Genomic DNA, 21,205 nt, shown 5'->3' with positions numbered 1-21,205 from the left:
TATTACGACTCACCTGATATCAAGGGGATTTGACATGCCCAAGGAAGAATGGGGCGTAAAGCGCGTTTGCCCGACAACCGGCAAGCGGTTTTACGACCTGAACAAGGACCCGATCATCAGCCCCTACACTGGCGAGATCGTGGAGCTTGAGACCGGCAAAAGCCGGATGATCGCCGCAGATGCGGAAGACGCCGCCTCGGCCAAAGCGCGTAAAGACGCGTCGGCCGAGGATCTGGTTCTGGATGATGACGACAATGTCGACGTCGATCTGGACGACGATCTGCTGGACGACGATGACGACGACAACGATAACGTCTCGCTGGACGATATCACCGACATGTCGTCGGAAGATGAAAACTAAGACTGGTCAGGGGCGGCCTCTCGCCGCCTCATGCCCACCCCCGGACGCGGAACGCAAACTTTTTGGCATTTTCCATTTTTTTGGACTTGCACTCACAGCCACCGTCTCATAAACGTCCGTCCACTGCTTCGGCAGTACCTGGAAGGGGCCTTAGCTCAGTTGGGAGAGCGCTTGCATGGCATGCAAGAGGTCAGGGGTTCGACTCCCCTAGGCTCCACCAAACAAACCACATAAAGCACTATAATTGCTCAATGATTTTACCAAGTTTGCTTGGTGATCCACCTTTTTTTCACCCCCAAGGCCTTTGGTAGATATAGTAGTAGGCCACGATTCCAGAGCGCTCGCACAAATAGTTTTCTGCGCTGTTTCCCACCCACAGGCCCAACCCCCGCAGGAAGGACCCGCGTTTCCGAATCGAAAGTGAACAGAAAAATTGCGCACTCGGGGCAAGGATCTGATACCCTGAGAGCGCAATCTGGCCTCTCAGCCAGTGCGTGCTGGATGGACCGATGCCATGGAACTCATCCAGCAATTCGTTACCGAAGCCCGAACCAACGTGCACTCCAGCTTAGCCGAACGGCACCACGCAGCTTTCGCTTAGCAGCACAGTACGTGATCCGCCGCCCATTGTTTTTCCTTTTTGGCAATAGGATTTTCCTTTGGGGCCGAAGCGGAACTCAGAACCCTAAGCCGCCATTGCCGTAACAGGTAGGTGCTGCAGATGTATTGGGTAGGTCGCAGCCCGAAGCAGACATTCAAATCGAGTATTGCACTTCCGACTTTGCAGGCTAGTGCTTCTTCTCTGACGACAACGTTGATGATCGCTTCAAGTCCAGTCGCACCCTGCGCAAATTCCACAGACACTGCATTGACCTCTGCCTTGGACGTACGATTGAACAACCCATCGGGGGCATAGTTCGGGTGATTTTTGATGCAACACTGTGCCGTCAACAATTCTCGATTTCCATCAAACACCTTAATATGAGTTTGAGGTTGTGCGCCTTAGTTGTTGTAATATTTGTTGCCGTAGGAATAACCGTAATGCCGCGCGCCACGCGCGTTGATCTGACCAAGGATCAAACCTGTCAGACGTTGATTGCCGGTGTAGAACAGGCGCATGGCTTCGGTGAGATCCTGTTCGGATGTGTCGTTCCATTTGGCGGTCAACAGCACCGCATCCGCATTGCGCACAATCAGGCGCGCATCAGAGGCCAGCAAGGTCGGCGGCGTGTCGATCAGGATGACGTCATACTTCTGGCGCATATCCTTAAGGAACAGACGGAACCGTTCCGATGCGAAGAGGTCTGCCGCATTGGCCGAGGTTTTCTCGCCTGCATCCCGGGTCGAAAGCAACGCAAGACAACCGTGAAGTACGACAAACGCCGATACAAACGGCGTAACCGGATTGAGATCATGTTCGGCAGGCTCAAGGACTGGCGGCGTGTGGCCACACGTTACGACAGATGCCCAAGGGTCTTTCTATCAGCAATCGCTCTCGCTGCGACCGTCATCTATTGGTCATGAATCCTGACCCTATTCAACCTAACTCCAGAGTTTGTGAAACAGCCCTCAGGTGGGGCTGATCAATTATAGCTGCTCTACATTTCCCAAGAGGATAGAAGTTGTTTGAACTGAAAAATCTCCATTCAACGCAACTACTGAAATTTTGGGATCATAGTGTGTAGCGTCGGCTGATACCCCTGAAATATCAGTATTGGAATCTATGAAGACCCACTCCGCATCATTTTCTACCGGCAACCCCACTGAGACACGTAGAATGTCCAGTGCGTCCCAAGCGTTAACTGACCCGTCCCTATTGATATCTGCCGCAATGTAGTTTTCTGGCTGGGCGGTCCCCCAAGTTGGCTCTAAGCCGACCGACATGCGTAGCACTTGTAGGGCGTCGAGTGCGTTGATTTCTTGGCTTCGAGTAGAGTAGGACTTTATGATTTCTATATGGCCTTGTTCTGAACCAACCGGTAGCTGTAGGTCAAAATGACCCTTACTATCAGCTTGCACGACAATGGGCGCACTTCCGTCTTGAATGAAATGAACTTCTGCGTCCCGGATGCCTGGATTGTCTTCAGCGGTGCTGACCGTTACCGCTCCAGTTATTCCAGAAGAGCTCACTGTATCAGAAAAATTCTCGTTGGGGCCATTCGGCAGTCGAACAGGTGCATCAAAAAAATCTCCAAGAACGTCAGTTTGTGAAAGCGACCCGCCGTCTGCGCTTCGGAGGACTATCCTTTGGCCAAGAAAGTCAATTTGGGCCCCGTCTTCCGTAGGTGTGAAATCCAACTGGTTTGGAAAACGTAGCTGCCCGAAGTCAGACAAGTCCAGCCTGTCCACCCCCACTTCAAAATCAGTGACAACGGTAGTTCTACCGCCGTTTTGAACCACAAAAATGTCGGACCCCTCACCGCCCACCATGACCGTAGTCCCATTTCCGGCGACTAGTACATCATTCCCCCCCCCGGCGAGAAGCGTTGAACCACCCATACCAAGAAGTATGTCATCTCCGTTTGTTCCTGATTGAATACTGTCGCCTTCGATGACACTTCCCAAGTTGTCAAGCGACACAGAGAATTGTGATACGCCATCTTGTTGCTGATTGGCCGCAAACACTTGCAGTTCGTTGCCAACCTGAGCGACCGAGAGAGTATCGACACTTCCCAACCCATTTTCAGCAGTGCCTTCCACCGTTTCCAAATGCACCAATTGACCACCCGGGACCAACGCAAACAGGCTTATTCCGTCGTCCTCACCACCTGCGAAAACAAAAACTTGATCACCAACATTAGTCACGGCGATATCTTGAATGGAATTGAATTTCGTGCCGGAACTGTCGAGCACATGATCTGTGGGCAAAAGACTCCCGTCGGAGCCCAACTCCATCACTGAAATGGAGTTGCTGCCCGATCCCGCCACAAGCACCCACGAACTACCATGCGCCTGGATTACTTCCATTGAGCTCGGAGTATTCAGTGCCAAATGCGAAGTCGCATCGGAATTGTCTAATTGATTCAGTTCTCCTGTTTCGGTGTCAGCTTGGAATGTGACCACTGAGTGAGTTGATGAATCCGCCGTTACAACTATCGTATTGGAAGCAGTTTCAACTGTATCCAAAAACGCCGGGCGCCCGATTTCAGCGTCCACTTCCGTAAAGGTGCCGGTAGGTCCGACATGGTACGCAGTAATTCGGCTTCCACCGTCTGTCGCTGCGACGATAAACTCAGTGTCACTGGAAGAGTAACTAGCCAACAACGTGGTCCCACCGCCTTCTGACGGCAATTGAAACTGCTGCGTCTCACCGATCATTCCAGTCGGCCCTAAACTATACCCAAAAATTGACCCCGATGAGCTGATATCCAGAACAAGTAAGCCTTCACTACCCAAGTTCGCGAATTCTATTGTCAGGCCGCCATCTAGCGAGACACTTGAATCAATCACTTGGGAATCGAAGAAGGTAGGAACATCACCGTTATTCAGTTGCCAAACCACCAGTCCACCGCCAGAACCGGAAGTGCTGTAAAGGTAAGTTCCCGTTCCAAACTCAATTGAGGCCAAATCGCAAATTCCGCGATCAAAATTTGCGGATCCAGTCGTCAATATCCTTTCAAATTCAATCATGAAAAGCCCCTCCTAACCACACTGAAGCTGCAAAAAAGTTAGCGTGCAAAAGTTAACGACCAGACTATGTAGCTGCACAGGCCGGGGGTTTAGAGTGTCATTTTTCTTAGATTTTTAGGGTTTGTTTTGAACCGGCTTTGTTGCACAAGTCGGGGTGTGATCGCACTTCCTCTTTCCCTGGACAGACTTATCCTACAGGCGTTGTGACGGGCATGCCAAGAGCGGTGGAGCGGTTGAGAACAGCAACGCGGATTTGGATTTCCTCGACCTGCCGACAAAAGTCTCTTTCCATCAAGGATTGGCCAAGAAGCTTGATGCAGTTCATCTTGGCCCCGACACGGCTCCGACGGTGGTAGCCTCTCCATCTTCGCCAGATGGCGCACCCCAGATAGCGTGATGCGTTCACGGCCTCGTTACGAGCAATGGTACCGGGGCTGGAGGGTTTCCACGGTTCGGCGTTCGTGCGTGGTGGTATAACGGCGTCTGCATTGCGGGCGGCAATCGCGTCGTGGCATTTGCGGGTGTCATAGGCACTATTGGCAGTTACTGAACCGATGTCTTGGTCGAGTGGGATTTGATCAAGCAAATCCGGTAACATGGGCGCGTCACCGACATTTCTGGTGGTGACTTCGACTAAGCGAACTTACAACTTTTCCTCGTCTATCCTGATGTGTATCTTGCACCAAATCCGGCATTTGGAGCCACCATGCTTGCGGTCGTTCTATTCACCTTCACTCTCGACCTTGGTACCTATGCTATCGACTAGAAGGTTCAGCGGGCAGGTGCCGACGCGATATGGCAGGCTCACGTTAAGTGTCTTTTGACGGCGGCACAGTGTACTATAGTCGGGCACAGCCCAGTCCAGTCCGGCAGACCGCAATAGGCTCCCTACGAAGCCGGTCGTTTGCCGTAATGGAATTCCGAATAGCACCTTCATTGTCAGGCAAGTCTGGATAGCTGCATCGCTAAACCGTTGTTGCCGCACGCGCTTGCCACTCGGCGGCGGCACCAAAGTCATCTCAGGGTAAAACCATATCGACAGCGAACCGCGCTGCTTCAACGCTGTGTGGCCAATTTCTAGTCTTGTACTTCATCGGGCCCAACTGCTCATGCTGCTCAGCTATCACCCTAGATTCAAACAGTGAATCCACGGCGTGATTTGTGCAACAAAGTCTTTTGAACCTCTTACAACGCTCTACGTCTGCGAACCAAAGCTAAATCCCGAACTGGAAACGCCAAAGGAATGTCGCGCTAAATATGAACTTGTTTAAATGAACTGAAAATCATCAGCAACAAGAGCGTCCGGAGACACTCCCAAGATTGCTATAGGAACATCATCCAGTTCGACGAGAGTGCTGTTGTCGTGTTCAGTTAGTGTTAAGTCTTCGTAATTCGCACCCATCGCATCGATCCGAACAATATCCACGCCCTGCTCGAAGTCGTAGGCACTATCAAGGCCCTCGCCCGGTCGAAAAACGAAAACGTCTGCCCCTTCGCCACCGATAAGCAAATCATCACCTAGGCCTCCATCAAGTATATCGTCGCCAGCGCCGCCTTCCAAAATGTCAGTGCCCTCCCCGCCCGCGAGGGTATCGTCACCCACCCCTCCTAACAGCGCATCATCATCCGCGCCCCCAATGATGTGATCGTTACCTTGACCGCCCATTATTACATCCTGGCCAGCACCACCATCTAACCGATCGTCATCCGCGCCTCCATCCACGTAGTCGTCACCGTTTTCTCCAAGAATTTCGTCTTCACCTTCGCCGCCAAACAACCGGTCATCACCTTCACCACCGTAAATTTCATCTGCCCCATAACCTCCATTTACTGTATCGTTACCGGCCCCACCTAAAAGTGTGTCGCCAAAGGTATCGCTGCCTCCTCCAACGAGAGTATCATTTCCGTCACCTCCCGAAACGTAGTCAGCTCCTCCGCCGCCTTCGATATAGTCATTTCCATCATCGCCCTGAATTTCCTCGTGGGAGTCCGATCCCATTATTGTGTCACTATTCTCGGAGCCAACTACTTGGTCATATGGGGTTATAGTGATCTCCACGACTTCATAAGGGTCCAGTTCAAGTTTCACTTCGCCCGCGTCATCAAATGTGAATTCCTCGACTTCCACCGTAACGTCGGTCTCTCCAGCAAAGTAATAGTGGTCAAGACTAGTCGCCGTTTCGGGGGTGTATCCGGGCTTAAAAAGAATGGTGGACGGTGGCGGAAGATACGTTCGATAAGTTCCTTCGTTATAAGAAGAAATTTTCCTGGGGCTGATCACCCCCAACGCAAACAAGTTCTGGAACTTCGCTTCCAGGGCTAATTTTTCGGCTTCATCGATAACTCGGAGCTGATTGCGAGAATTAGGAATCAGTCTACCATTCTCGTCGTATTCAGCCCGGTCACTCAAACCGTCAGCACTACCTTCGAGAATTCCAATTTTCCGAACGGACACAATGTGTCTTCCTTCGACCAGTTCATTAAGGTCCAAGTCAACTGACACCCCAAACTCTTCCGTTCTGTTAGACCCGTAGAGAACCGTCTTCCCATCTCCGCTAAAGGCATTGATTTCAATTGGGCGGTGATTGTCAGGCAGCCCTCCCAACTCCAGCAGAGAGAGCCCGACCCCATTCGCGTCAACCAAGCTCTCCCTCATCCAGCTAAAAACCTGACCAGCAGGTGAAGGATGAACCCGGCTATCCTTTGTAATGCCACCAGCAAATGAATTATAGTTTCTATTCAAAACCGACCAGATTTCCGCTGCGTCCACCCCGGATTCCAACATGGTCTCGAACATCTCAAGGATTACCGACGCCGCCTTCAGACCTTGCTGAGTAATATTGGCATTTTGAACATTCCATTCTGTAACGTGATAATCCAATTCTTGTTCAAAATACTTGTACCACATATCCGGCCGCGACCCGATTTCCCGGTTTTCGTAGTAACCGTCGGAAAAAGTATTATCCTCTTCGTAGGTTTCATAAAAATAGTAGTGGGAAACTACTCCGTCGATAGCTTCACTCGCGACAGTTGGTTGGAATCCATCCGACAAATCTTTGTTGGCATCGAAATGCTCAATGATCTCTTTGTTCTTTTGGTCCATCGTGCTATCTGGACCAACGTGCCACGGTGGCGCTGTTTGCACTAGGATCTTGGGATCATAATCGGATGTCGGGTTTTCGACATTGTATGCCTCGTAAGCATTAGCGAGATACTGCGTCGCCTGTGCTGCATCCCTGCCATACTCGGATGCTTCTTGAAAACTCCAATACTCGTTGCCGATTTCTATTGTCGTCAAAAGATGCCCATTTGGGCCCAGTTGTTCATATACCGCTTTGACAAATTCCGTCATTTCAGACTGATTTGCCAGTTTTTCCCCAACTGGAATACTCAAAGTGAAGGTGGTCCCTCTTTCGGCGACCCAATCTAAAAATTCAGTCAAGTTATCGTTTAGCTGACCGTCAATCAGATTCGTAATGTCTTCCTGTTGGGCACTGCCTGAAGGGTAGCGCAAATGCGTAACACCAAGCATATCGAAGGCCTCGCCGATATTCGGGAACATACCTCGAAAATTCGCACCAAAATGGTCCTCGCTGACGGTTTCTGAAACTGCACCAGGAGTTAATTCATAGCTGTAGCTGACCATCTCACCCTCACAACATCACCCAACCCCAGAATGATTTTCTGAAGCCACCTTGCGAGAGTGGGTCTAGTTTTTCAAAGAATCAGTTCAGAAAACTTATCTGTTAATGTTGAAAAAAGGTTTGCTTTTTTTAGTAAGTTTTTCTTCAGTGTTTTCCTGATTACAACTCTTGAGTTTTAGCTGCTTTCGGGGATTTTCTGCGCCCGAAGCACCATTCTCCTGCAAATTCTGGGGATGCAATCACTGTAGCTGCTCGGTTTTACCCCAAACAGTAGCTAGCCCACTTAAGTCAAGGCTTGGTCGCTGGAGTTTCTAGATAACTATACCAGCCACCGGAGTACTGTGTGCAGTCTAAGGCGTGTGTTACGGCTCCTACGTCCGGTCCATCGGCACGGCAGACCTCAATCCAACGGTCATGAGTGTATTCGCCAACCAGGTCGCAGGTAATAGGTTTTCCAGCGGTTGGCTTCATGGCCCGACCTAGTGTTGTGCTCAAATGCATCCACTCCATTTAGTCGAACCGGAGTGCCATCTACGATGGTAGATGCATCGCGGACATGAAGAATGTCAGTATACGCGGGGAAGAAAAGGACCAATTGGACCCTAAGCAAATGTATCATGCTTTGCATGTAGAGGTTTCGGGTTACTTTTGATCTTAAAAAACGTAGAAATAACGCCCGACAATCAGAGCCGAGCTAGTTCGAGGAAAATCTTCCGCCGTTTAGAGCATTCGGCAATATGGCAATTAACCCGCTTTGGGCCACGCGCTGTTGCCAGTGACAAAGGTGGTGACACTGCTCGCGTCGCCCACTACTCAAGTAGGTTTGCGAATCCATCCTGAACGGCCTTACGTATCTGGGCGGTATCTTCACATGCACCGATTGCGACTGCGCCGCGACGAGCCAGCTGATAAATATTCTCGGGGGTGCAATACGACCTTATGCCCTCACGGTAAGCATCAAAATACGCATTCTTGTCAGGTTTTTGCGACCTGCGCGCACAAAGCTGTTCGTATACATTGAAATAGCTCGCCTCTACTCCCAGTCTGCCGTCAGACAATCCAACCTGAGACCAGTCTATTTTGCCGACACAGGCTTCCGGAGGAAACATTTTTGAGAATAAACCGCTGGGCTTGTCGCTGGCTGACGCCGTGCCTCCAACGCAGACAGCCACTGCCACATAGACGCAATACAACAGAGGCTTCTTCCACTGCTTGCCAAAAGAGTTAGCTCGCTTGCCGTTCACTGCCTGTTCCATCATTACCGTCGCCCTATTGATAAAGAGTGTTGCGTTCATGAGATTCGCGGGATCGGGATGAGAATAAGAAACGCTGCCTAACGTTTCCTTAACGTTCAATGTTCAGAAAGGAAATTCGAGAGACAAAACGCCAATCGTTTGGCTTTCAACCTGTGACTCGAATTCTTTACTGAGATAGGTAAGTCCAAAGAAAGTTGAAACTTTACGAATCCGTACCTGAACTCCTGCCCGCGCCCTAAAACGTGAATTGGTCATTTCGACATCTGACCAATCCGGAATGAAATCGCTATGAGTGACATACGTGTAGTCGGCCCCCAACAGAAACGACATATCGTTCATCCTGTCCACCCGTTCTGGAGAAGAAGGCTGTAGGAACCCAGAAACTGGGTCACGGACATAACGTTGGGCATTGGCATAGCCATCAATGAGCAGGTCAATTCCGACTCGCCCGAAAGTTTCGTATCCGGCCTGAGTCCCGACAAATGGCCTAACGGATAAACTATCTGACAATGTGTAGGCTCTGGCGATTTCAGCCGACACCATGCCTGTTACACTATCGCCCACGTGCTCATGCGACATTTCCTCAGGCAAGTAACCAGCAATTCCTGTCAGGTCGTGAAAGCCCTGTTGAAAGTCGGCTATGTTCGTCTGCTCGCCCGTAAAGAGCACTTCGACACCGGCGTTGTATTGCAGATCCCCGTAGCTGTCGTTGGCGAAAATCCCGAACCCCAGCATCCCAACATAAGGTCGGTCGTCATCTGTCGGTTGATCTCTTGCCCCCCACGGAGAAATAACTTCCGCACGGGCGCGGAGGTCGTGAGCGACTCCGCCTGTGTTATCACCCTCAAAGCCTAAGAAAATTGTGTAGCTCGCGGATCGCCAGCGATCCCTGCCATCTCCAAAGAAGTCGTTGGTAAAAAAACTTGATTTAATGGGTTCCGCTGAAGCCGAGGAAACCGTGAACATCGTGCACAATACCAAAAAAATCACCTTCATACATTCCGCCTCGCTGCTACAAAGATTCGAAACTGCGACCTCAGTAACGTTAGCGAGCGTTAAAATTATCCTAAAATGGCGTGCTTACGTTTGACCACAACATTAAGCAGAAACAACCTTTCCAGCAGTTAACTTTTTGCGCCTCTAAAAACTATTTTACAACCTTACGGCATGTTAATTTGTCGTTATTTTTTTGAATTCATAAGTTGATTGCGTTTAACGAAAGGCCGCGTAATTGTTTTGCCCGACTACGACTCCCTTTGATATCCAAGACATCGTTCCGGTGTTGTCAAAACCACTTAAGGAGGTCGAGACTGCCTGGAAAATTTTACAACCGCACTTCGGCGCTCAATTGAGCTTTGGCTGCCACAGAGTTGTGGCAGTGCCGAATTTCTTCGACGTCATCGCAATGACTGTACTTACTGAAATTCTTAAGGCACCTCAAAACGTCGAAAATTTGAAGATAACCTCAATAGAATTCGCCGAAAATGTAGCAGTCTTTCTGGACCAGTCCGAATTCGAAAACCCGTTCGATCATCAACAAAGAACCTTAGTTCTCTCTCATTTAGTTTCCTTGTTTGACAAGGGCGCTTTTCAAAATGGTGTCCGACTTGACTTCAACGAATTCTGGGCTGTCGCAACGAGTATAGTAGCCGTATTCAAGAATATCCAGTTATCCCTTGAAAGCAGCGTTCCCGCCGAACTCTATTGCACGAAAAGAACGCGACCACAAATTGACCAAACCGCGTGACATCATATGCAGATTAGTCTTCCGCGCTGGAATAGCGAGTTTTCCCGCTTGCGATGACATTACGTGGAAAGGCTATCGGGTAACAGATCATTCAAAACACGTTGAATTTGGGAGACACAAACGCATCCCCCAAAGTCTCAAAGGTTATTAGCTTCACAATCGACTCTATTTAATTAGGAGTCAAAAAATTTTCATCTTTGGTAATTCAACTCGCTAGATTTTCTTGTATTCTCCTGCATCAAGGCATAAACAACTTTTTTTTCTTCCTCAGTTAGATCAGATTCATCGCAAAACACAGATAGTGCCGTGCGCAACCCATTCAAAACATTAAAAAGGTTATCTCGCTTTGCGTCGTCGACCATCTCTGATACCGCTGCGACGAACCAATGGTTGTTTTTCATGGAACACCTCGAGTTTTGTTTTTTACAACTACAAGGCGTCTTGGTTAACACTCGGTTAAATCAGACGGTTCTTCAGATGTTTTTCTGTCATTCCGCGCCGCCGTGTGCTCGGAATGCTCCAAAACGTATGTATTGACAACTTGCCTGATCGCTTCGGCAGTGAGAAACATCCCCTCTGCCTCCAGCCTCAACTCAATGTCGGTGGCGCGCTGCAAAAAGTTCTCATCCATCACTAAAATTCCCATTGCCACATCTGTGCCGAATTTGAACCGATTCCATTAATAAATGGTAAATTGTCCGAGTTTTCGCTATCATTCGTATGTATTTTGAGATCACCAAACACAATATATACGATTGCGCTCACCCAGACTGGCTTTTACTACAGCTTTGTTTCCAAATCGCGTTCAACGCGGTGGTAGCGTTCCTCTTGCTCGACCCGGTGAAGTGGGGGTTAGTGACTTAGCGTCGCTCGCGACACTCTTTCCAGTCATCAGAGGTAAACAAGACCTTACTTGTCTACCGGGTTAGCGACGAACTTTTAACCACGATCCAACACCACTTGTTTCCGTCACAGAATCAGGAGGTGAGGTTGATGCTCAGGTATGTTTATGCGGACGAGTTGCACAGATATTCATTGCTGTCTGAAGGGATGTTCAAGGATAGAGCGGATCAATTCAAAGCAAGGTTGGGTTGGGACGTTCAAGTTAATTCTCGGGGAGAAGAAAGAGACCAATACGACGAACTGAACCCGCTTTATGTAATCTGGGAGGAGGCTGATGGTAGCCATGGCGGATCAATGAGGGTTTTGCCTACGACCGGTCCAGTAATGATAAATGATGTGTTTGGGCATCTTACCGGCGGCTCTCCGGTGCGCGACCCGCGGATTTGGGAGGTAACCCGTTTCTGCCTGTCGCGGACAGCGAGTCCACACACAGCCGGATCCATAATGTTAGCCGGTGGAGAGTTGATGGAGAAATTCGGCCTCACTCATATCGCTGGTGTTTTCGACGCAAGAATGATCCGAATATACCGCATGATTGGGTCTTCTCCGATCGTCTTGGGGTCGGAAGGACAAGGCCGTGAAGAAGTCTCGGTGGGACTTTGGCCTTATTCTGCGGAAGATTGCAATCGGGTTGCGTGCAGAGCTGGTGTTTCCAGAGATCTTTCCAGGGTCTGGATAAACACTGCATTTGATCGTTTTGGGCCCGCCACGATGCGGTTTCAACGCTCGGCTTAATGAGAAGAAACTTAAGCGGATCCGGTAACTAGCGCCCTGGTTTCCTTCGCTGTTCTTATAGCAGTTCCAACCATTTTGGAAAAGGATGCCGTACGTACAGGGCTATGAAAACTAGGTAAAGAGGGGTTAGAAATGGTATCACACCAAGGTGTTTTGGGAACAGCAAACCTGCGTATTTTGTCTGACGTCAGCGTCAGCGGGACAATTTAGGGCGATTTGATAAGGGAGGGTTTCTGGCTCATCGTAACCGCCAAGGAGTGGAGATGAGACAGAAGCCCAGAACCACGGTGATCAGCCCCACCTGAGTGGTCCAGTTTGATTGTTAGTGCATAACCGGCCTTTGGTCCATCGGGACGACGGTTTCCGGCGCAGGTGGGCGAGATAGCCGAGAGCACTGTGCGGTCATTTGGTGTTGTAATGTTACTTCCATCGTTCGATAGGGGTTTGCGCCTCCAGCAGATTGTAGAAGACTTCTCCGTTTATGATCCCTACAGATACCTCGTTTGGCTGTTTGATGAGTTGTCGGTGTTATTCGCTCATGGGGCATCACGGGTAATCGATTACCGGAAATTCTTGCCCTGGAATGCCCCGGAGCAGTGTAAGGCTGGCATGAAGCAGGAAGACGGAGATGTGCCGCAGGCTGCTTAACGGCCAGGGCGGGAAGCGGGAGTTCGCCGCACGCGCGCCCTGCAAATTGGGTAGTTCTGATAGCGGACGTTCACGCCAATCATTAAAAGCTCAAGTTAGGTAGCACGAACCGAGGAGCCTAACCTTTTCCATTATTCGCCACCAAGATATCCAAGTAAACCGTCCGTCTTCGACTTCCCGTGCAAGCCTTTTATTGCGTGCAGATGAGCAGATTCTGGATTTCTATGTGACGTTGATGTGCTGCATTGAGAGAGTGCCATAGCGCCATCTGATCCAACTTGTGTCTAGAACAGGAGGTCTTCAACGAGCTGTGAGATCAATTGGCTTTTGCCAGACACTCCTGCCTTTCTGTAAATCGCAGTACATTGAGCCTTAACAGTTCCAATTCGGGTTTGCCTCAGATTGGCGATTTCAGCCATAGACATCCCCTTCAGAACAAGCCATGCGATCTCTGTTTCCGCGCTGGTCAGGCCGAGCTTCTCGAAATACCCCTCTACTACGGTTGTGAACTCGCCGGACGTGATCCGGCGGGCAGTTTCGGCCCGATGTGTCGCTTTTTGGGCCACGAGCGCAAGCCGGACCCCCAGAAATGCGCCAAGTATCAGCCCGATACTGGCGCCTGCTTCGACAAGCTCTCGCACACTCCAACGTAGCGGAACCGATGGGATGCCCAAAATAGATGCCAGGATTTCCCACAGGAAATACGCACCACACAGGCACTGGATGAGGACAAGGGTCCACACGACCCATGCGCGGTTCATCATGCGCGGCACTCTGTGCAGGTCAATTCCGTTACAGTAGGTTGCCTCATGTCAGATCACCCACCGTTTTTTCCGTGGCCGCCATGTCCGCCGCCACCTTTGGGGCCGTTGGATTTGCCAGCTCCTTTGGGGCCGCTATGCGCATTTGGTTCGCTCGGCTGGGCACGTTTGTCTGGTTCATTGGCTGGCGGAGCAGGGCGCTCGTCGCCATGTGTTTCCTTTGAGAACCTTTGGTCTCGCAAAACCTCTCCGGACGTACGGTTCAGCACCACTTCGCGCAGTTCATTCTGATCACTCGCGGTGATGACGATACGGCCGAGCCAAGACCGTTTTACTTCGTCGATCGTGAAACCTTCGGCCTCAATCCGCGCGATGACGCCGTCAGCAACGGAAACCTGAGCCTGCGCCGGCGAGTGCAATAGCATGAACACCGCCAGGCTTGCGAGGATATGTGATCTACGCATAATAAAGTTCCCGTACATTTGCACATTGGCTAAGTGGTTACCGCGCACCGTGTCAACCGGTGCACGGTGGCTTTATGTTACCCGCGAGGACCGCCTCGACCGCCGTGGCCGCCACGACCTTCGCCGCCGCGCCCTCCACGACCTTTGCCACTGCCGTCCCTTTCGCCAGAGTCAGCCGTCTCGCTGCCGGACTCTGCACTTCGGCCTTCACCGCCGCGCCCTGCTGGGATCCCTTGTTCGGCCAGTTGATCGCCGATGTTTCGCCGATCTTCGGGGCTCAGGCTCGAGTGGTCGATATCCCCCAGCGCCACGGTTTCACCGGATGAAGGGTCGACGACCTCAACCTCTGAAATATCAATGGCGTTCCGATCACGGCCTCGGGGCTGGACTCCCTGTTCTTTCAGCTGATCCCGAATATCGGCGCGTTCTTCCTCGGACAATGCTTCGAAATCCACTTCGGACAGCTCGACGGTTTCGCCTGTACTCGGGTCAACAACCGAGATGCTTTTGGCAAGTAGCGGCTGGAACGACACTGCGGTGATTAGGGCTGCAAGGATCAACGGGCTGTGAGGGAGTAAGAGAGTACGCATGTTTATTCTTCCTGTTAGTAAGATTTAACGCGGCTTGGATTGGCGCCGTGAAGCCTAGATGCAGTGAAAACTACGATCGGAATACTGGACGCGGGCCCGATCTTTGGCGCCATAAGCCAAAGTCATAGATCGGTGTAGCAGGACCGAAATGCTCAAGATCGACACGCTTACAATGTGTTCTTACGGTGAAGTTTTCGGTGTCAGACGTCTATATGACTTTGGCTTAGACCGCGCATTTGCAGCCTGGGTTCAATGGTTTTCAGGTGGAAAAACATGCCACTCAAGTTCCTTCAGCCGTCACGAATAGACTGGCCAGCAACCGAGAAGTGGACACAATATGCGATCAAGAATTCTGTGCTTTGTTATGGCAAGCCTAACACCAATGGCGGTCTTAGCAGAGGAGGAACCTGCGCCCGTCGATCAGCACAAATTATCGCGCATGATACAGAACGGAGAAGCAACCAAGGCGTTTTTAGAGGCCTTCGAGGCAGGGGATGAACTAACCGAGTTCGGTATTGACCGTATACACTTCTTGAATGTTAGAGCCAAAGCTCGGAAAGGCCTATAGTTGAAACGTTTGATAATTCATATCGGTTGGGAAAAAACGGGTACAACGTCGCTACAAACCTTTATGAGTAGGAACTCTGGCAAACTTGAAAACGTTGGCATCTGCTACCCTAATGATCCCCACCTAACGTTTGTCCAACAAAATGGGCATTTCCCGCTGGCGGGAGCTTTGATGAATCAGAATAAAAAGAGAGAATTCATCATAGAGCGCAAGCAAATCGATGGACAAACCATTCTTTCCGACTTTGTTTCTTACCTGCAAGACGCCGAAAAAACCACGGTGGTTTCTTGCGAGCATCTCTCCTCTAGAGTTACCTCCGAGAAAGAAATTGAGCTGCTCAAAAATAGCATAGAAACCGCGGAACGCGATGTGAAAATTGTTTGTTATATTCGTGATCCAGTGAGTTTAGCTACATCGTCATATTCTACGAGCGTCAAAGCTAGTAATCGTCACAAGCTACACTGGTATAGCGTAGGCCCGCAGAATGAGTACCTAAACCCAGTTCAATGCCTTCGTAGATGGACCAAGGTCTTCGGAAGAGAAAATGTAATTGTGCGAGAATATCACCCTAGTAAATTGGTGGATGGCGACATTTGCAAAGATTTCTGTGAATTGATTGGGATCGACTCTAAGGATTTCGCATTTCCAAACCGGCTGAATACTGCTCTTTCTGCAGATCACTTGGAGATATTGCGTCGTTGTAATCTGTTCTTGCCAACCCCCGAAGAGAATATGGCAGCTTGGCGAAAGAGTATTCCTGTGAGAAAAATTTTGACAAAGGTCAGTACACAACGAGAAATCGCTGAGTCAAATTTTTCCATCCCAGTTGGGGTATTGGACAGGTTCTCGGAGACTTGTGACGAAATTGAGCGTGAGTTTTTGCCGGAAGGGCTGTCTGAAAATTGGCGTAGGGCTAAACGGCCACTGGAAAACGAATCAGACAGAGACCCTCCAGAAACCGCTTCGAAATTGGATGATCTTTCGGCAGAGTGGTTAGTCTGCCTGGCAAAAAAATCAAGGGAGCTTCAACAGGAGCTTGATAAGGCAATCGCCGAACGTGACAAGGCAAGACGATACCCTTGGAAGTACTTCAAGTATGCCGTAAAGTTACGTCTCCACCAAAAGTAGTGACCTATAATCGACATGGAAATTGATGTGATTGGTGTGCTGCCAACCCGACAGCATGGAATGCGCGGTGCGCCACGTAACATATGACCTTTAAATGTGCGGAAAACTCATTTCGTATTTTCCGTAATATCGCACTTCAAGAGATGTTAAATGCGTAGGTTACACTCCCAGAGGTATTGCCAAGTTGAATAGGTGGGTATTGAAGTACTCGTCTATAGTTGCTGCACGGGCGCAATCGAAGAAGCGACCAACGCTGAAATCCTGGCGTATGGACGAAACCTGAGCAGCCTCATCTGACTGGTCCAAGTTGATTGTTAGTGCATCATTGGCCTTTGATCCATTGAGATGATGGTTTCGGGCGCTGGCGGGCGGTAGCCCAGAGCACTGTGGGGGCGTTTTGTGTTGTAGTGTCTCCTCCATTGTTCGATCAGGATTTGTGCTTCGCGCAGGCGGTAGTAGACCTCTCCGATTAGCCCAGCGCTAAAACCCCAAACCATATTGACCGGCAATTGAATCGACGCACGCGAACTAATAACGCTGCGCAACTTGTAGCAAGCCGCAAAACCTCTCAGTTGCCGACCTGGTGGATTCCAGTTTTGTAACCAGCCCGGCGCAGTATTTCATTGGCGCGTATTCGCCGCTCTTCCAATGACTTTTTTTCTTCTGATCTTCGAATAGGCCGGCTTGTAGTGATCGAGGCATCCTCTATGCACATAGTCGAAGACCCTGACTCGAGAGCAATTCGTGCTGCCCGAATTGGCCCCATAATCGCTCGGCACTGTTCGACAATATCGCCTTCCAAAGGACGTTTGCGGCGATTGGGGTTATCTGCCGATTTCCACCAACGGGCCGCACTCTGAACAGCCCATAGGGGATATTCAGAAAGTGCTTCTGCCCAATCCTCCGCTTCCATCTGCCGAATACTCTGAGGTACATCCTTTTCAAAGTATGGGCTAAGCAACGCAGCAACTCTGGCCATCGTCCATGTGGGATTTGCAGGTTTGGTCAGTGCCGGCAACATCGCCTCAACTTCCAGTCTCGTCACGTTGCATTCGCGCAGCAACGGCAGCGAATGCCTCAACCGTTCCAGATCGCACGCAGCCTGATCCACTGATTTTTCGTTCGCTCTTACGCCGGTTACTGCCGCTGCCATGATTTTTGCCTATTGCTGTGAAATACCATTCCGGCTGAACCGTCGACCACCCGCGCTCCTCAGCCATTCCAAGCGCATCATCCACGTCCCCGCCGGCGGCGAATATCTCTTGTAAGTGGTTTGCTAACCGCTTTGCCGCCGTGTCGGTGAGGGGACCGCCCTTTTTCTTGCGGCGGTAGGAAATGAAACTGCGCGCCGCGTCCGCGGTTGCAACTGTGCTGAGGATTTCCAGAACTTCACGCGCGTTACTATTTAGAGAAGGTTCCTTTACCGGTTCTCTTACTGGTTCCTCTCCGATGGAATGGAGTTTGCTTGCTCCATTTGTGGAGTTTGCTTGCTGGCAATCTCCAGAGAGTTGGAGTTAGGCTCGTCTCCAATTGTTGGAGTTTGCCCAAGAGCTACCTCCAGTGGCATAGAGCTTGCATCTTGTTGGCAAGCCTCCATTTGATCGTTGGTTAGCTTTAGTAGGTAGTATGTTCGGCGCGTAGACGATCCGGGAATTGTACTTCGAACCCGCTCAATATGCCCAGCGCGTTCTAGACCGTTAAGGGCGTTATTCAGCGCCCCGTTGGATAATCCTGTTTTGTCTCTTAGCAAGCTTTGTGATGGGTAACACGCAACATCATTCGGCTTGCCAGCGTTGTGATGTTCACAGAGGAAAAATAGGATCTTAAACTCGGACCCCTTAAGGTCTCTGGTATCGAGGCTTGCAAGCCAATCTTTCGCAAAGTGACTCACTTCCAGACTCCCACCCCTACCATGCTCAGAATAATCTGAGTCGAGTGTCTATAAGGCTTAGGGCTGGCCTCTGTGCCGCAACTATTGTACTTTTCCATTATTCATCCACGCTTACAGATGAAGTTTGTTTAAGCGCCTCGGTTGTGCCGACCGGGGCGCTTAATTCTCATGCGCACGTGGCGTCACGGGCTTCAGAGAGATCGGCTAAATAAGCTTCCAACTCGGATTGCCACCATCGCGAGCATGTGCCCATTTTCAGTGGTTTCGGTAGATCTCCACACGCGACCCAACGATGAAACGTTGACCTTCCGATGCCCAACAGAGCCGAAGCTTCTGTGTCGCGTAGTAGCCGGTCGGGACGATTACGAAAGTGGAGATTTGGTACGTTCTTGCTCATTGCGCTCTCCTGCGTGGTAACAATGTCCCCACGATTCCCGCTCCGCCCCAGTGTTCCCTCTGGCGGTTCCCCCACTTTTCAAAAAGCGGGGGGATAAGAACTTGATTTTTCAGGTATATTTTTTCTATTTTTTTAGTGAGAAACCCGGATCCGAGCAGCCCTTTCGGCGGCTTCAAAACAGAAGTGGTCGTGCCGCATCATAGAGTACGCAAAAAGCTTCCCCCATGCCTTGAATTCCGTTTCATCAGGGACGCAAGTCTTGATCCGCTCCAGTAAGCTGAAATCGGCGCAGGGTACCTCTGAGCTTGCCTGTTTATCTCCCTTGTAGATGCGCTCGAAACATACCTTCAACGCATCGGCGAGTTTGGCCTGCTTGTCGGCGTAGGCTGTGAGCAAGAGATAGAAACATGACTGTTCTTCTGGATTGAGCTTTTCGTAAAACTTGAGGATCTTTTCGTCACTCTTCCCTGTGAGGTTAGCATCCTCAAAAGAGTTTTCCTCAGCCAAGCCATTCCCATTCGCGCGGGCGCGTTCGATTTGCATTGTCGTATTCTCCAAACTGGGGTAATAGTAACAGTGTTATAAAACCGTCACGCTCGACCGTCAACCAAAATGATAACAGGGTTATAAATGAAAGATATTCAATGCCGGATGGCCCGCGTGGCTTTGGGACTCGGCGTCCGAGACCTGGCCAAGCTTTCAGGGGTATCGCAGGGCACAATTTCACGTCTTGAGCGTGGCGAGGAGCTAAAACAAAGCACAGTTGAAAGTATCCGCAATGCCCTTGAGACTGCTGGCGTAGAATTTATTGCGGAAAATGGCGGAGGGCCGGGTGTACGGCTTCGAGAACCAACAAAAACTATCTGACAAGGCGCCAACTAAGCCCCGCGAACGAGTTCCACTACGTCGCCGGAATCGCCGCTGCAGAACCCTCCCCAGGCGTCCATAAGAGTACGACGGCGCTCAAAGAGATCGGAACGGCTGTATGCCTGTTCGACGGAATTGCCGATTGCATGAGACAAGGCCGCTTCTGCGACTTCACGATTGGCGTTAGCGGCTTCGTTACACCAATCGCGAAAACTACTTCGAAACCCATGAAGCGTGATATGGCCGTACCCCATCCTTTTCAAAAGTGATGTTCCGGCGTTGATCGAAAGCGGCTGATCGTCAGTGGCGCCAGCGCGCCTCTGTCTGGAAGGAAACACCAGGTCAGGATTTAGCAGCTTGACACGTTCAAGTACGCCCAGCGCCGGCTTGCAGAGTGGCACTCGGTGCTCCCTACCCCGTTTCATGCGGTCAGCTGGGACAGTCCACACATTGCCCTCAATCTCATCCCATGTAGCAAGCCGAGCCTCTACGGATCTGGCAGCGGTATAAATAACCCACTCGACCAGTCTCGCCGCAGTACCATCTTTTTCTTTCAACTCGCAGATCAACTTTGGGACTTCCTGCCATGGTAGAGCGGCCATGTGTTCCGGCCTTCGATCTACCTTTGGCAACGCACGTGTCACCCCATTGGCAGGGTTTTCGGCACCATAGTGGCCGGCAGTCTTGGCCCAATCGAAAATCACGGTCAACCGCTGCAGGATACGTCGCGCTGTTTCTGGTTTCTTTGTCCAGATTGGGCCCGGCACTTCCAAAATCTCCGACGAACCGATAGTCTCAATCGCTCAGAAACCAATTCTTGGCAAAACGTGAATTTCAAGTGATCGAATCCACGTCTCAGCGTGCTTGGCATTCTTCCAAGTTGGTCGTTGAGCCTCGTAGACCTTTCGAGTGGCCTCCTCGAGGGTCAGAGTTTGGCGAGCGCGCACAGATTCCGGAACCCCACCCATTCTCGCCTCTTTGCGCATTTCACGGGCCATTTCCCGGGCTTCTGCGAGAGAGACCCATTTGACGGAACCCAGTCCGAATTCACGTCTTTTCCCGTGCACCGCGATGCGCAAGACCCAAGATTTCGAACCGCTGACAGCGACGCGCAACCAAAGCCCTTCACCATCGCCATACATGCCTGGTTCGGACATCCCCTTGACGCCTTTGTGGGTCAACTTTCCCATTTTGACTGTCCACCCTTTGTTCCACCCTTGGGCTCGCGCTTAAAAACCTAACAAATTCAATGACACAAGCTACACGGACTACTTCTTGCGATACAACAAGATATAGCGTGAGACAAGTCGGGACACGCTTTATGTGGACCTAGGCTCCACCAAAACCTAACAATACAACTAGATAGCAAGCATTAGAGCGGTGTGACACACAGGTGTGACACAAAATGAAGCTGCATGCGTATCTCTCACTGTCCCGACATGGCATCTACTACATCCGTTGGCCACTGCCCGACACACGACCAAATCCCCGCACTAGACCAAGCACCACACGTAGGACCCTTCGGGTTTCGTTGCGTACTAGATGCCCTAAAGAGGCTGGTATTCCGCTCCGGATTTGTGGCCGAGCTCGAGGCTGTAGCCGCCGCCACAAAAAA

21 protein-coding genes, 1 tRNA gene and 4 pseudogenes are annotated in these 21,205 nt (G+C 50.6%); 8 read left to right on the top strand and 18 right to left on the bottom strand.

The window, feature by feature from the left end; all coding sequences use genetic code 11:
• Positions 1–34 precede the first annotated feature (34 nt).
• Positions 35–361, top strand: coding sequence for a TIGR02300 family protein (locus tag GOX88_RS08480; RefSeq protein ID WP_170400739.1), 327 nt, complete (start codon positions 35–37; stop codon positions 359–361).
• 144 nt (positions 362–505) lie between these two features.
• Positions 506–581: transfer RNA gene (locus tag GOX88_RS08475), tRNA-Ala, on the top strand.
• Between the two features lie 782 nt (positions 582–1,363).
• Here the strand turns inward: GOX88_RS08475 and GOX88_RS08470 are convergent.
• Positions 1,364–1,714, bottom strand: coding sequence for a tyrosine-protein kinase family protein (locus GOX88_RS08470; RefSeq protein WP_254436273.1), 351 nt, complete (start codon positions 1,712–1,714; stop codon positions 1,364–1,366).
• On the opposite strand from GOX88_RS08470, the pseudogene GOX88_RS08465 reads away from it, so the two are divergent.
• Positions 1,679–1,885: pseudogene (locus GOX88_RS08465) on the top strand (transposase); the annotation flags it as partial. The gene GOX88_RS08470 and the pseudogene GOX88_RS08465 sit on opposite strands and share 36 nt — an antisense overlap.
• A 63-nt stretch (positions 1,886–1,948) precedes the next feature.
• Here the strand turns inward: GOX88_RS08465 and GOX88_RS08460 are convergent.
• From GOX88_RS08460 to GOX88_RS08440, 5 genes and pseudogenes are all read right to left on the bottom strand, one after another.
• Complete coding sequence (locus GOX88_RS08460) at positions 1,949–3,991, bottom strand: beta-propeller fold lactonase family protein (protein WP_170400738.1); 2,043 nt, start codon at positions 3,989–3,991, stop codon at positions 1,949–1,951.
• Between the two features lie 187 nt (positions 3,992–4,178).
• Positions 4,179–5,102: pseudogene (locus GOX88_RS08455) on the bottom strand (IS5 family transposase).
• A gap of 156 nt (positions 5,103–5,258) precedes the next feature.
• Positions 5,259–7,637, bottom strand: coding sequence for a calcium-binding protein (locus GOX88_RS08450; RefSeq protein ID WP_170400737.1), 2,379 nt, complete (start codon positions 7,635–7,637; stop codon positions 5,259–5,261).
• A gap of 807 nt (positions 7,638–8,444) precedes the next feature.
• Positions 8,445–8,930, bottom strand: coding sequence for a DUF2799 domain-containing protein (locus GOX88_RS08445; RefSeq protein ID WP_170400736.1), 486 nt, complete (start codon positions 8,928–8,930; stop codon positions 8,445–8,447).
• Between the two features lie 63 nt (positions 8,931–8,993).
• On the bottom strand, positions 8,994–9,887 hold the full coding sequence (locus GOX88_RS08440) for a lipid A-modifier LpxR family protein (protein ID WP_170400735.1): 894 nt from the start codon (positions 9,885–9,887) through the stop codon (positions 8,994–8,996).
• A gap of 286 nt (positions 9,888–10,173) precedes the next feature.
• On the opposite strand from GOX88_RS08440, the gene GOX88_RS08435 reads away from it, so the two are divergent.
• Positions 10,174–10,638, top strand: a complete 465-nt coding sequence (locus GOX88_RS08435; protein ID WP_170400734.1) for a hypothetical protein — start codon at positions 10,174–10,176, stop codon at positions 10,636–10,638.
• A 191-nt stretch (positions 10,639–10,829) separates the two neighbouring features.
• On the opposite strand, the gene GOX88_RS08430 is transcribed toward GOX88_RS08435, so the two are convergent.
• Entirely contained in the window at positions 10,830–11,039 is a 210-nt protein-coding gene (locus GOX88_RS08430) for a hypothetical protein (RefSeq protein ID WP_170400733.1), read from the bottom strand.
• A gap of 44 nt (positions 11,040–11,083) precedes the next feature.
• Positions 11,084–11,269 (bottom strand): hypothetical protein, encoded by a 186-nt coding sequence (locus tag GOX88_RS08425; protein ID WP_170431217.1) that lies wholly within the window; start codon positions 11,267–11,269, stop codon positions 11,084–11,086.
• Between the two features lie 362 nt (positions 11,270–11,631).
• Between GOX88_RS08425 and GOX88_RS08420 the strand changes: the two genes are divergently transcribed.
• Positions 11,632–12,276, top strand: a complete 645-nt coding sequence (locus GOX88_RS08420) for an acyl-homoserine-lactone synthase (protein WP_170400731.1) — start codon at positions 11,632–11,634, stop codon at positions 12,274–12,276.
• Positions 12,277–13,208: 932 nt separating this feature from the next.
• On the opposite strand, the gene GOX88_RS08415 is transcribed toward GOX88_RS08420, so the two are convergent.
• From GOX88_RS08415 to GOX88_RS08405, 3 genes are all read right to left on the bottom strand, one after another.
• On the bottom strand, positions 13,209–13,688 hold the full coding sequence (locus GOX88_RS08415; RefSeq protein WP_170400730.1) for a helix-turn-helix transcriptional regulator: 480 nt from the start codon (positions 13,686–13,688) through the stop codon (positions 13,209–13,211).
• Positions 13,689–13,741: 53 nt separating this feature from the next.
• Positions 13,742–14,149: a hypothetical protein gene (locus GOX88_RS08410; protein WP_170400729.1), complete on the bottom strand. Its 408-nt coding sequence runs from the start codon at positions 14,147–14,149 to the stop codon at positions 13,742–13,744.
• A 77-nt stretch (positions 14,150–14,226) separates the two neighbouring features.
• Positions 14,227–14,739 (bottom strand): hypothetical protein, encoded by a 513-nt coding sequence (locus GOX88_RS08405; RefSeq protein WP_170400728.1) that lies wholly within the window; start codon positions 14,737–14,739, stop codon positions 14,227–14,229.
• 568 nt (positions 14,740–15,307) lie between these two features.
• Here GOX88_RS08405 and GOX88_RS08400 point away from each other — a divergent pair.
• Positions 15,308–16,435 (top strand): hypothetical protein, encoded by a 1,128-nt coding sequence (locus GOX88_RS08400; protein WP_170400727.1) that lies wholly within the window; start codon positions 15,308–15,310, stop codon positions 16,433–16,435.
• A 178-nt stretch (positions 16,436–16,613) separates the two neighbouring features.
• Positions 16,614–16,715: pseudogene (locus tag GOX88_RS23420) on the top strand (IS6 family transposase); the annotation flags it as partial.
• Between the two features lie 34 nt (positions 16,716–16,749).
• Here GOX88_RS23420 and GOX88_RS08395 read toward each other — a convergent pair.
• The 5 genes and pseudogenes from GOX88_RS08395 to GOX88_RS08380 all read right to left on the bottom strand — a co-directional run.
• A pseudogene (locus tag GOX88_RS08395) lies at positions 16,750–16,908 on the bottom strand (integrase core domain-containing protein); the annotation flags it as partial.
• Positions 16,909–17,003: 95 nt separating this feature from the next.
• Positions 17,004–17,588: a hypothetical protein gene (locus GOX88_RS08390; protein ID WP_170400726.1), complete on the bottom strand. Its 585-nt coding sequence runs from the start codon at positions 17,586–17,588 to the stop codon at positions 17,004–17,006.
• Between the two features lie 279 nt (positions 17,589–17,867).
• Complete coding sequence (locus tag GOX88_RS23740; RefSeq protein WP_367647811.1) at positions 17,868–18,326, bottom strand: helix-turn-helix domain-containing protein; 459 nt, start codon at positions 18,324–18,326, stop codon at positions 17,868–17,870.
• Between the two features lie 166 nt (positions 18,327–18,492).
• On the bottom strand, positions 18,493–18,723 hold the full coding sequence (locus GOX88_RS08385) for a helix-turn-helix transcriptional regulator (protein WP_170400725.1): 231 nt from the start codon (positions 18,721–18,723) through the stop codon (positions 18,493–18,495).
• Between the two features lie 132 nt (positions 18,724–18,855).
• Positions 18,856–19,266, bottom strand: coding sequence for a hypothetical protein (locus tag GOX88_RS08380; RefSeq protein WP_170400724.1), 411 nt, complete (start codon positions 19,264–19,266; stop codon positions 18,856–18,858).
• Positions 19,267–19,353: 87 nt separating this feature from the next.
• Between GOX88_RS08380 and GOX88_RS08375 the strand changes: the two genes are divergently transcribed.
• Positions 19,354–19,590, top strand: coding sequence for a helix-turn-helix domain-containing protein (locus tag GOX88_RS08375; RefSeq protein WP_217354198.1), 237 nt, complete (start codon positions 19,354–19,356; stop codon positions 19,588–19,590).
• An 11-nt stretch (positions 19,591–19,601) separates the two neighbouring features.
• Here GOX88_RS08375 and GOX88_RS08370 read toward each other — a convergent pair whose 3' ends face one another.
• Positions 19,602–20,381: a tyrosine-type recombinase/integrase gene (locus GOX88_RS08370; protein ID WP_437436420.1), complete on the bottom strand. Its 780-nt coding sequence runs from the start codon at positions 20,379–20,381 to the stop codon at positions 19,602–19,604.
• Between the two features lie 12 nt (positions 20,382–20,393).
• Positions 20,394–20,780: an Arm DNA-binding domain-containing protein gene (locus GOX88_RS08365; RefSeq protein ID WP_170400722.1), complete on the bottom strand. Its 387-nt coding sequence runs from the start codon at positions 20,778–20,780 to the stop codon at positions 20,394–20,396.
• Between the last annotated feature and the right edge of the window lie 425 nt (positions 20,781–21,205).

It is taken from the genome of Ruegeria arenilitoris (genome assembly GCF_013030985.1).
GTDB classification, from domain to species: domain Bacteria; phylum Pseudomonadota; class Alphaproteobacteria; order Rhodobacterales; family Rhodobacteraceae; genus Ruegeria; species Ruegeria arenilitoris_B.
The sequence above is the reverse complement of the archived record's forward strand: the minus strand, read 5'-3'. Positions and strand labels throughout refer to the sequence as shown.